Source organism: Candidatus Desulfosporosinus nitrosoreducens (assembly GCF_030954495.1).
Lineage (GTDB): Bacteria > Bacillota > Desulfitobacteriia > Desulfitobacteriales > Desulfitobacteriaceae > Desulfosporosinus > Desulfosporosinus nitrosoreducens.
Genome location: NZ_JAVHUW010000046.1, coordinates 70,106 through 82,075 on the forward strand (window position 1 = coordinate 70,106; position 11,970 = coordinate 82,075).

At 46.2% G+C, this 11,970-nt stretch carries 11 protein-coding genes; all 11 read right to left on the bottom strand.

Annotated features, from left to right (window positions below; translation table 11 throughout):
- Positions 1-63: 63 nt before the first annotated feature.
- A complete protein-coding gene (locus REC12_RS09645; protein ID WP_308894028.1) occupies positions 64-990 on the bottom strand; it encodes an alanine-tRNA synthetase second additional domain-containing protein in 927 nt (308 codons plus the stop codon).
- Between the two features lie 51 nt (positions 991-1,041).
- Positions 1,042-1,743 carry a heparan-alpha-glucosaminide N-acetyltransferase gene (locus REC12_RS09650; RefSeq protein ID WP_374214196.1) on the bottom strand — a complete coding sequence of 234 codons (702 nt, stop codon included), beginning with the start codon at positions 1,741-1,743 and terminating at the stop codon, positions 1,042-1,044.
- Between the two features lie 52 nt (positions 1,744-1,795).
- Positions 1,796-2,479 carry an O-methyltransferase gene (locus tag REC12_RS09655; protein ID WP_308893931.1) on the bottom strand — a complete coding sequence of 228 codons (684 nt, stop codon included), beginning with the start codon at positions 2,477-2,479 and terminating at the stop codon, positions 1,796-1,798.
- Positions 2,480-2,594: 115 nt separating this feature from the next.
- Positions 2,595-3,842: a methyl-accepting chemotaxis protein gene (locus REC12_RS09660; RefSeq protein WP_308894029.1), complete on the bottom strand. Its 1,248-nt coding sequence runs from the start codon at positions 3,840-3,842 to the stop codon at positions 2,595-2,597.
- 256 nt (positions 3,843-4,098) lie between these two features.
- Entirely contained in the window at positions 4,099-4,311 is a 213-nt protein-coding gene (locus REC12_RS09665) for a YrzR-like zinc ribbon domain (protein ID WP_308893932.1), read from the bottom strand.
- A 103-nt stretch (positions 4,312-4,414) separates the two neighbouring features.
- Entirely contained in the window at positions 4,415-4,972 is a 558-nt protein-coding gene (locus REC12_RS09670) for a Fe-S-containing hydro-lyase (RefSeq protein WP_308893933.1), read from the bottom strand.
- Complete coding sequence (locus REC12_RS09675) at positions 4,969-5,829, bottom strand: fumarate hydratase (protein ID WP_308893935.1); 861 nt, start codon at positions 5,827-5,829, stop codon at positions 4,969-4,971. The genes REC12_RS09670 and REC12_RS09675 overlap by 4 nt, the downstream gene beginning before the upstream one ends.
- Positions 5,830-5,894: 65 nt before the next feature.
- On the bottom strand, positions 5,895-9,131 hold the full coding sequence (locus REC12_RS09680) for a cell wall-binding repeat-containing protein (RefSeq protein WP_308893936.1): 3,237 nt from the start codon (positions 9,129-9,131) through the stop codon (positions 5,895-5,897).
- A gap of 287 nt (positions 9,132-9,418) precedes the next feature.
- On the bottom strand, positions 9,419-10,354 hold the full coding sequence (gene citG / locus REC12_RS09685; RefSeq protein ID WP_308893938.1) for a triphosphoribosyl-dephospho-CoA synthase CitG: 936 nt from the start codon (positions 10,352-10,354) through the stop codon (positions 9,419-9,421).
- Positions 10,311-10,901 (bottom strand): citrate lyase holo-[acyl-carrier protein] synthase, encoded by a 591-nt coding sequence (gene citX, locus REC12_RS09690; protein WP_308893940.1) that lies wholly within the window; start codon positions 10,899-10,901, stop codon positions 10,311-10,313. Before citX ends, citG begins: the two co-directional genes overlap by 44 nt.
- Before the next feature lie 3 nt (positions 10,902-10,904).
- Positions 10,905-11,960: a [citrate (pro-3S)-lyase] ligase gene (gene citC / locus REC12_RS09695; RefSeq protein WP_308893941.1), complete on the bottom strand. Its 1,056-nt coding sequence runs from the start codon at positions 11,958-11,960 to the stop codon at positions 10,905-10,907.
- Positions 11,961-11,970: the final 10 nt, after the last annotated feature.

Below are 11,970 nucleotides of genomic sequence, written 5' to 3' on the forward strand. Positions count from 1 at the left end.
TTTAGTTTACCAGAACGGCTAAAAAAATGCCAATTTTACACAGACCAATTCTTTAAAGTACACTTAAAGGTTTTGATTCCTACCGCCAAACAAATCAATAGAACGTGTAGGCATCGCTGCCTCTCCAACGATTCCGGCGATAGTATACAACTTGGCAATGGGATCAAACCGAAATTCTTTTAAGAGGTGAAACCCCTTAATCTCACTTGTGCGACGAATATGAATGCGCGGACCTGTACAAGGGTACATCATTTCTCCGACTCGGATATGTTCATCATCCGCAAAACAAATCGGAAAATCCGCTTTAATTAAATCCAAAACACGTTCTTCCACCAGGTCCAGATCAATATCCGGTTTTTCAGGCAATTCTAAGACAAAGCCGTGCTTAATATCACTATGCACCTCAGGCTTTTCTAAGCCCATTTCCTCAAGAATCATAGAGGTTATATCTTCTGCGCTGTGAGCCATACGGCGGAATTTTATGGAATCAAAGACAATATCCGCAATACTTTTAGGTTCCGGCCCGAATACCGTCGGACGCGTAACAATAACTTCTTCCCCAACTCCAATCAAAACTTCCGCATTAGCGCCCAAATAAGAATACACCAGATCGAAATGCTCGACAACTACCCGGTGCCCGCAGTTAATAGCCTTCTGAATCGCCTCAGCTATTTTCCAGGGCTGAGTAAAAGCCGACTCAAAACGCACGTCTAAATGGTAGGTGTGACAGCGGAAATGTCCGCGCTCCGCATCTTCCATTAACGGCAGCGGCCGAATATTAATGCCGTCATCATCGTTCGTCAATTCCAGTCCGGGAAACATACCGCGAATAAGCAGGGACTTCCCTGCCCCGGCGTCCCCAACGAACCCAATAAGCTTGTCTTCCGGACTCAGATAGCGTTGTTGAATATTCGTCCCTAAAAAAAGCAAGCGTTTTCTCCCCCGGGGAGCAAAATAGACTGCCTGCATCAAATGTTCATGCACAAACATAGTCAACGCACGTTCCTTCCTTACTATATTTAATTAAACCTTTAATGCCTTCTAAAACCTCCGGCGGTTAATCAGGAATATCGCCAACAAAAAAACCGGCTGATGAACCAGATAAATTCCTAAAGAGTTTCGGCTCAGCCATTGAACCCACAGCGCTGCAGCCCGAAACGGAGTACTTAAGCTCACTATACGGAAAGCGTAGAAACGTCGGTACGCCAGGATTCCTAATATGGTTACCGCGAGATAAGGAAAAAGCGGGTAATAATCAATGGTGCCGAAACCTTCGTACATCAAACCCAGGGGAAGCAAAAGACTTGTTTTAACCGTAAGTGTTGCAAACCAAAACCCCAGGACAGCTATCACGCAAGCCGAGATCATCAGCTTGCGTGACGACAACTTTTGAAGCAAAGGGGACAAGATCATGGAAACACCTAAAAAATGCAGAATTCCGAAACGGATATACTCCTCCCGCAGAAAGAGATAGGTCACTGCACTGATAAACATTGCACAAAGCAAAACTTTATAACCCCGCCGAACCGGCGAACGGCTCAAACCGCTTGACAGACCGGATAATCCAATAAAGAGAAGTGCGGATGCCTTGCCGATGGTAAACCAAAAGGGCGCTTGATAGTCGATATTCACACCGGCAAACTCTTTAAGATCATAAACAAAGTGAAATAGAACCATTAAAGCAATAGCTATCGCTCTGAGAATATCAATTTCTTTATATCGCTGCTTTACAGATCTTCTCATCCCCTGGGACATTGTTTGTCCTATCACTTCTCTCTTCATTAGGAATTCTATTTTATTGACGGCTAACGTCAATCTTACGGCTGACAGACACTCCATCCCCAAAAGGCAATACTGTCGTTGTAAATTCCGGATTTCGGCTGAGTTCCTCTAAAAATTGGCGTAATCTCCCTACCATACGCTCATATTTAGGCGCGAAGGTAGTATTGGGAACCACCCAACCCCGAAAAAGCACATTGTCAACTACCAGTACTCCACCGGGAACTATTAAGGGATAGACAAGATTTAAGTAATCCAAGTACTCACCTTTAGCGGCATCAATAAAGACAAAGTCAAAGGTTGAAGGCAGCTGAGGAAGGATTTTCCGGGCATCCCCATCTAAGGCTGTAATGTATTTTTTTAGCTCGGCACGTTCAAAATACTGAATAGCCCTGTTCAAACGATCTCTATTCATATCGATCGTCGTGACATGCCCCCTATTTTTCTTAACAGCGCGAGTCAGCCAAATTGTAGAATATCCAATCGCGGTCCCAATCTCCAAAACTGCTTGAGCTCTGCTCATGGTTACCAGCAGATTGAGAAAGTTCCCCACCATTGGCGTCACCACCGGAATAGTTTCTTGGAGAGCCTGTTCTTCCATTTCTCTTAATAAAGGATCTCTTTCCCCTAAAAGCGTTTCAAGATAATGTTCCATTTCAAAGGGGTAAAACAAACTAATCGCCCTTTCTTCAATATACATTATCTCCACTTTACCATAAAAACAAATCAAACGCACTCAGGACGAAACTTGGGCAGAATACATTATTAAAGGGACGGTCTTTTAATGCCGTCCCTTACCCGTGCTCTTATACTCACTATTCTCTCAGTCCCATTTGAGCTAGTGACGTTGCTGAATTAGCAACATCTTCAGAGGCCGCTCCTATTTGACCCGCTGTCAGGGCCAAGGCGTCAATTTGTTGAGCGATTCCTTGTACTTGTTGAATACTGGAATTGATAGCCGACATAATCTCGCCAAAACGGTTAACCACTTCTCCCGCTTCCACCGCCGCGCTCTGCATGGCATCGGTTGTCTGAACAATTGACTGGTTCACAGCAACCGTATTTTGTTTCGTAATGGCAATGAGGGAACTGATTTCCCGCACAGACTGTTCCGAATGGGTGGCAAGCTTCTTAACCTCCTCGGCGACCACTCCAAAACCTCGACCGCTGTCGCCGGCGCGCGCCGCTTCGATGGCAGCGTTTAAGGCCAGCAAATTAGTTTGAGAAGCTATTTCTTTAATCACATCCGTAACAGAGGCAATTCGAGCTGAGCTTTGATCCAACTCGTTCATTTTTTCCTGCATTTCAGAGGTCATACCTGCCAGGCGCAAAATAGTATCTGCAATCATCTGGATTTTCCTCGCGCCTTCCTGGGCCAAAGCATCCACTTGACGGGAGAATTCCGCAGCCTCAGAGGCATTATGGGAGATTTGAGTAGTTGCTTCATTCATTTCTGCCGCTGAAGCTGCCGTTTCTTCCGAAGTTGCCGCCAAGGCTTGACTAGCTTCATTAACTCTCCGCTGCAGACTGTCGATATCATAAAGGGCCTTTTCCAATTCTGCCTTCTTGTCAATCTCATTCATATAGGATTGAATATAGCTCGCCATAACTACTTGCTGGTCAAAACTCAGGATTCTTTTAAAAGCAAGACTGGACAGGATGGCTTGATCGGTTTTCTTGCGAAAATATTTAAAAATTCTAGGAATAACCTCATCACACAAAACCTGATTAGCACTCAGATAGTAAAAAGGCGGCAAATTAATCCGGTTGTGAACTTCACCAATGACCACCCGCCACTGCATAAACTCTTCATCTATTTTTTCCGGGCACAAAGATAATAAATACTTCTTCATAGTGATTTTTAACTTTTCCACAGATGAGAATTTATCAATAATAGCCTTAAGACCGGGAAGAGTTAAAATATGAGCATAAAAATTGTCAATGATCTCATCGACATCTTTCTCGATAACCAGCCGAACCTCTCTAAGAAGTGCCAACTGTTCAGGGTTGAATTTCAACAATTGGATAGATTCGCTCAAATCAAACTGGTGCAAATGTATCAACAAGATCATCCCTTTCTTTCAGTGATCACAAAATGTAATCCTAAATTTAAAATAATTCTACATTAAGATGACGATTCTATAATCAACTGGCAAAATCCTGCCTGTATTGCTCAATTCCAATATATTTCTCATACACGAAAGAGAGCCCGTGGCTCTCTTTCGTCAGCTTGCCTTATTTTTTATCATGTACATTCTTAAGCATTTATTAAGTATTGTGTAAAAACTACTTTGTACATCCATCCTACGGAAATGGATTTCATCCGGCACGTCGGACTGCAGGGCGAGAAACAACGCGGGAAATAGGTTCACATTCCGTGATCAACGGTTCTACCGACCCGTCGGACATGACTTCGTAAATCTTGACCTCTCCGCCCCCTCTGGTCCATTCATGGCAACAGTCACGACAATAATAACGTTCGCGGCCAATCCGGCCTACTTCACGTGCGCCACAAAAAGGGCAACTATTCATGCTCCAGCAACTCCTATCAGGATTTCCAGTATTATCTTATTATATCGTAAAATCTTTGTCTGTTCCTTAAGAAATTGTGAAGCTTTTGTGACCTTTTCCAAGGCTAATCCTTTCTATATTGCGCCTTCCCGCTCTCATAAAGATTTACCCCGTTATGATCAATAATTACAATGGCTGGAAAATCCTTTACGACTAACCGTCTGACCGCTTCCGGTCCCAGTTCCGGATAAGCAATCACTTCGGATGAAACAATACGTTTCGCAATGAGAGCACCCGCGCCCCCAATTGCCCCCAAATAAACGGCGCCGTGTTTTTGCATAGCTTCTATGACCTCTAAACTGCGCAGCCCCTTGCCAATCATTCCCGTTAACCCTCGCGCAATCAGCTTGGGAGAATAAGCATCCATCCGGCCGCTTGTTGTCGGTCCGGCCGAGCCGATCACTTGTCCCTCTTTGGCCGGTGTCGGTCCTACAAAATAAATGATTTGATCTTTCACGTCAAAGGGCAATTCCAAACCCTGTTCCAGCGCTTCGACCATTTTCTTATGAGCTGCATCCCGCCCTGTATAAATCACGCCGCTAAGCAAAATATTATCTCCGGCGTGTAATTCCTTGAGCTTTTCCTGAGTCAGGGGAGTTTCAAGGCGCTTTACCTCACTCACTTGCTCTCCCTCCCTTGCAAAGTAACTTCCTTATGGCGCGTAGCATGACAGCCAATATTTACGGCAACAGGCATACCCGCAATATGAGTGGGATACACTTCCAGGTTAACGGCCAGGGCGGTCGTTAGGCCGCCAAAGCCTTGAGGACCTATACCTAACCGATTAATGCGTCTCAGGAGTTCTTCTTCGATCTTCGCCAGGCGTTCTTCCTGATTAGGCCTTCCTACTTCCCGCAGCAAGGCTTTCTTGGCCAAAAAAGTGGCCTTTTCCATGGTCCCGCCTACTCCGACTCCGACAATAATCGGAGGACAAGGGTTTCCCCCTGCCCGATCAACCGTATCCACAACAAATTGCATAGCACCTTCAAGTCCTTCAGACGGCTTACACATTTTTAGCCCACCCATATTTTCACTCCCAAACCCCTTGGGAGCGGCAACAAGGTGCAGAGTATCGCCAGGAACAATCTCATAATGAATGATTGCCGGTGTGTTATCCCCGGTATTTACCCGGTCAAAGGGATCTTTGACAACGGATTTGCGCAAAAATCCCTTCTCATACCCCTGACGGACTCCTTCATTGATCGCTTCCGTAAGCCCGCCGCCAACCACGTGCAAATCCTGGCCTATTTCAACAAAAAGTACTGCCATCCCGGTATCTTGACACATCGGAACCCTCTCGTCGTGAGCAATTTGGGCATTTTCTATAAGACACTCCAACACCTCTTGGCCCAAAGGCGAAGCTTCATCTTTAAGGGCTTTGCGAAACCCATTCATAATATCTGAACCCAAATCATAGTTGGCTTCTATACAAAGTTCTTGGACAGCTGAAACAATTTCAGCGGCCTGAATCTCTTTCATTATATCAACCCCTTATTGTGCTAAAATCGCGGCAGAAAGCTGCCGCAATTCTAGGATTTTTGGTTTTAGGAATTCGTTGTCGCGGAAGCTATCGGCGAATAGGGACCTGAACCGCTGCTATTGACAGCTTGCACCTTGTAGTAATAGGTGGTATCCGCCCAAAGACCGGTATTCGCATAGCTTGTCGTGGTCACCGTCGCCAGATGCGTGTAAGTTCCGGAGGACGAGGTTGATCCGTAGATATAATAGGAGGTTGCTCCGTCCACTGAATCCCAGGAAAGATTTATTTGACCGGAACTTACCGTAGATGCTGTCAGGTAGATAGGTGCGGATAATGTGCCTGATACGGCGGAGGCTCCATTGAGAGTCGTCAGAATACTATCCGGCACAACAACAGTTCCCCCGAAAATAACTTCTTTCTTGATATTGCCCATTATGCTTCCGAAATAATCGATTGTTGACTGTTCTACGGGGTTGCTTACCAGGAAAAGCGGTGAATTCGTCAATGAAGCCAGAGCCGAGCCGGACAAAGCATCGGCAAAGTTTTCACCGGTAGACAGATAGCAAGTACTAAAATCCAGGTCATTGGCAAATTCTTTAATAACGCTGACATTTGTTTCATATTTGTCATTTCCGCTTAATCGTTTGGGAGAAGGAAGTTGACTAAAGACATTGTCACTTATTACTCCCGTCCCACCCACAACATAAGAACTCTGAACATTTTTCAAATAGCTTTTCACACTGTCGGAAAGAGCGTCTTTGGCCGTCAGAAGAATGGGGATTCCTTTCATGGCCGCAATAGGAGCAATTGACAAGGCATCGGAAAAGCTTTGGCTGCTGGCGATAATTGCCTGGCTCGTCTGCCCCATCGCCTGGGCAATCTTAACAGATGTCTCATAACAATCATTCCCCGCAATCCTTGACACATCAATTCCCATACTTTTAATACTTTGTTCGACATTCGAAGAGATAACACCCACGCCGCCGATGATAAAGACTTCTTTCACCTTTAAACGCGAAAGCTGGGTTTTTGTTTGATCGTTTAAAGCATCTTTGCCCGTCAGCAACAAAGGCGCGTTATGTTTCAGCGCAAAGGGCGCGCTGCATAAGGCATCGGTAAAGTTCTCCCCGCTTACCAGTATAGCGTAGTAGGAAGTATTCCAGCCGGATTTGGCAACCTCTGCGGAGGTGCCGTACAAATCTTCCCCCGCCAATCGTCCCGCAGGAATCTGAGATGAATCCGCCGGGGGATTGCTGACCGCTCCCGAAGTCGTTGCCGAGACTACCGACGAGTAAGAGCTTACCCCTGTACTGGCTACCGCTTGGATTTCGTAATAATAAGCAGTATTTACGGACAGACCGGAGTCCGTATAATATGGGGTCGTGACCGTAGCAATGTTGGCATAGGTGTCCGAAGGAGAGGTTGATCTGTAAACATAATAGGATGTTGCATTGCTGACAGGGCTCCAGGTCAAGTAGATCTGACTGCCGCTTACATCCGTCGCAGTGACATTTGCCGGAACCGGCAAAACTCCGTTCACAACGGTCGTGTTCGCACTTACTATAGCCGAATCTGAGCTTGGTCCTGTGCTGCCTACAGCCACTACTTTGTAATAATAAGTCGTGTTCGGCGACAGGCCGGTATCTGTGATGTTTGTAGACGTCGGTATACCGATAGTGCTGTAGTTACCGGAAAAGGAGGTCGACCTGTAGACATAATAATAGGTTGCACTACTGACGGGGCTCCAGGTTAGATAGATTTGAGTGCTGCTTGAGGCCGTCGCTGTAACATCGGTCGGCGCCGGCAAAGCACCGTTCAAAGTAGTCGTTGTGGCGTAAACTATCGAGGAATCCGGACTTGACCCGCCACTGCCTACAGCTTCTACCTTATAATAATACGTAGTGTTTGCCGAGACGGTTGAGTCCGTGTAATTTGCAGTTGTCGGTACACCGACGATAGTGTACGTTCCGCTTAGAGATGTAGACCTATAGACAGAATAATAGTTTGCGTAACTGACCGGATACCAATTCAGGTATACTTGATTGCTGCTGATAACCGTAGCAGTAAGGCTTGCCGGCGGCGTCAGCGCACTGCCGGACATAGTCGTCGTCACATTGACTATGATTGAATCCGAGCTTGATCCGGCGCTGCCCACAGCCTGCAGCTTATAATAGTAAGTTGTGTTCGCCGTCACAGTGGAGTCCGTATAATTTGTCGTTGTTGGCACACCTATCATGGAGTAAGTTCCATAGGGTGATGTCGACCTGTAGACATAATAATAGGTCGCATTGCTTACGGAATCCCAGGTTAGGTATACTTGATTGACACTTACAGCCGTAGCCACAATATTGCTCGGCGCCGGCGGTACACTGTAGGAAGAATTGGTCGTCGCATACACAATTGCGGAATTCGGACTCGTTCCGGTACTATTGGCAGCCTGAACCTTATAATAATAAACCGTATTTTGAGGCACATTGGAGTCCGTGAAATTGGTAGTTGCCGGCGCACCAATACTGGTGAAAGGTCCGGAGGATGAGGTGGCTCTGTAAACATAATAATAGGTCGCATAACTAACAGGGGTCCAGCTTAAATAGATTTGATTGCTGCCTGTAAATGTAGCCGTCAGATTTGCCGGTGCTGAAGGAATGAGACTCGAATTAGTCGTTGTCGCATAGGCTATGGAGGAATAAGCACTTACGCCGCTGCCGCTTACGGCTTGTATCTTGTAATAATAAGTCGTATTCAGCGTCAGACCGGTATCTGTCCAGCTTGTAGTTGTCGGCGCTCCAACCATGGTATAGACGGCGGACGACGAAGTCGCCCGATAAACATAGTAGGAAGTGGCATAACTTACTGAACTCCAGGTCAGGTAGATCTGACTGCTGCTGGCAACTGTCGCCGTAAGATTGGCCGGTGCCGTGAGAGCAGCAGTGCTTCCGGAACTGACCGTTACTACATAAACTATGGCCGAATCGCTGCCTACTCCAAGAATGTTGGCCGCTTTGACTTTGTAATAATAAGCCGTACCCGGTGACAGCCCGGAATCGGTATAGCTGTTAGTAGCCGGTGAAGCAACAATGGAATAATTCCCTGCAGCTGAGGTTGATCTATAAATATAATAGCCGGTTGTAGAGCCTACAGGGTCCCAAGTCAAATATACCTGGCTGCTGCTGACAGCAGTGGCTGTAAGATTCGTCGGTGCCGCTGGAGTCGTTAAGGCTAAACTGTTCTTCGGAAATATTACAGTTGAAACCAATAAGCAGAGTATTATAACCATTAATTTGAGACTATGCCTTTTCATGAATTACCCCCCTAAGTTTTTTAAAGCATTATTGTTAATCCCTGATTGGTTTGAGTCTTTTTTCGCTAATCCCAGCCCAAAGCATCCTTATCTATATAAGTAATTTCTAAGCAAATGTTCGCGCACTAGAAAACGACAAATTTTTCGCACCTATTGTATTTCTCTATTATTCTTGTTCGAAGGTGCATAATCCTCCCTTTGCGGCAAACATTTTTCACAAAAACAGTTTGCCGCACAAACAAAAATGAGACTAAGCACACCAAGGCCAGTCTCATTTTAATGTTATTTTATTTAATGTTTAACCCACCGCATTCTTTTCCTCTCCGGCAGGACTCAAGGCTGTCCCAGCAACTTTCTAAGAGCTGCAGAAAAACAGTTACCCCCAACAAATCGGCACTTCCGCCGGGACTGATTTTGCGCCGGCAAAAATTCTCATCCATCTTTTTAATCTCTTGCATCCCTGCGGACGTTCTCACACCCCCCAGGAAAATGACCTGCTTAGCCCTCTCCTGAACTTCTTTTAACATCGCTAAAGAATGGCGGTGCAAAATTGTCGTATCCTCGCAAAACCGCATAATGGCCAGAAGAGTCTGCACCAGCCTCAAGTTCCGGCTTAAATCAAAGTTTTCCCGATAAAATGCCAGAGACATGCCAAAGACCGTAGGAAAGCCTCTTTCCGCCTCTCCCCGAATCCCTTCGGTTTTGTAGCGCAGGAATAGTCTTTCGCCATGAGTCAAAGCCGGGGCAGAAAGGAGTTCCAGTTCACTGACTTTTGCCCGCAGTTCTCTTTCCACTAAGCCTGCGGTCATCTCCTGAATAATACTCCGCAGAGTTGAAAAATGAGCGCCCGAGTGCAAAGCTTTCCCTCCGGCGGCACAGCAAATTCCCAGAGAAAACAATGCTCCTTTATGAGTATTAACGCCGGCAGTTTTATGGAACATACGGCACTCGCCTAATTGCCCAATCTGCCTGATTTGCTCAAAGATCTGTTTAGGGCTGTGCGGAGAAAATCCCGCTTCGGCACAATGCAGCAAAGGGCTGATCAGAGCGGCGGTACTGTCTAAAAAAGTGAAATAATCCATATCGCTATGGGCGCCGCCGGAGCTGCTGGAAACCAACCCGGGCGACGGATTGCAAGCGGCTTCATAAAGCATCGCTTGGACAGCCAGACTTGCTATGTTAATTGCCGGGTCGCCTATACAACTCTGTCTCTCCACGTTCACACCGAATGACTCCATTCTTGCTCCAGATTTTCTCTCTATCTTCTGAGTTGCAATATTCTCTGAATTTATCCTCGATATATTGGATAACCTCACGCTCGCTGTGGCGCCTTGCCCGGACACAATAGCGGGCGAAATCCTCGCAAAGATAGCATTTCCTTCCCGGAAAGCCAAGTTCCAGCCTGCTTATACCTTTGCCTGAATTGTCATAAACATCGAGGTCTAGACAACGTCCGAGAATATGCTGTTCTTCCCAATTAATCGCTGCTTTCTTTAAAATCAGGGCATCCTCGGCAACCGCAGCCAGAAAAATCGGGCCTTCCGCCCCTCGCTGCAACGATGTAAAACATATCTTTTCCCCGAGTATCCTGCAAAGCCAAGCGCTCATATCCTGAATAATCTTCAAGGTCAGCTCATTCATCTTTTTTAGCCCGGGATAGTTAACCCTCATTACTAACAGGGGAGTATGATAGTGTTCCACCAGCTTTTGGATCATAGCGGCGCGCAGCTCCCTGGCAGCAAGCAGTTCAGCAGCTGTGTATTCCCTCATTGCTCAGCACGGAGAGGGGCTGCGTCTCAGACCCTCTATGATCTCCTTGCCGAGATTCGAATCCAGAAACCTCAGAGTAACCTCAGGCAAAAGTTCCTTCAGCACCTCAAGTCCGGCCGGTCCATTTCCTTCTTTTAAAAGTTCCCGAACCTTAGTGGCGCTGATAGGAACACCCCGCCATAATTTTCTCTTAACTTCCTGCAGCTGGACTCCATAGCCGGGAAGGATGCCTTGGAGAGCTTTATTGTAAGCCTGAGTCACTTGGCAATAAGGCTCTTCTCCCACGTATCTCTTTGTTATATTTAAAAGCTTACAGAAATAGCGGCCAAAAATAGCGGCGTCCAATTCCGTGTACGCCTTGAGTCTTTCCCCCTCTTCTTTTAGAAAGTAAGAAGGAAACGTAGCCGAGGATATGATATATTCACCGCTTGGTAACACCTTGACATTTTTCAAATGTTCTGTTCCCGCAACCACCATGGCATATCTGGCCGCAAAAGGAAACAAAGACTGATTTTCCTCGACGACAAAGACAAGCACCTCGCGGCTATTCCTGGCTGCCTCCTCAATCAAGTATTGATGCCCAAGGGTAAAGGGATTGCAGTTCATAACCAAAGCCGTCTTTGCCGTTTCCCCAAGATTATAGCTTTTTTTCATAGCTTCTAAGGCACTGGTGATATCATACAGGCCATTTTCCAGGAGGGCCACATCTGAAGTCGTATGAACCGGCTTAAAATTAAAATTCGTAAAAATGTGGACATTAGCAGGTTTGGTAAAAATAAAGCTGTGATATATGCCTTGACTAAAGAGCTTGTCGATCAAAGCAGAAATCAAAACGGAAGTTATCCCTTCCCCCCTATGCTCTTTAGCTACCGCAAAACATTTCAAGACATTCCTGGCTTTGGAACAAGTGGCAATAAGGGCTGAGCTTTCATCCCTTATTGCCACAGTGTAATCCACATCGCGATCCAAAATTAAATCAAAGCCCTGCAGAAAGGTTTCAACTTCCCGCCGTTCCAACAGATTATTTAAGTTAACCCATTCCAGCCTGTGTTCATACATCTGGCTTGCT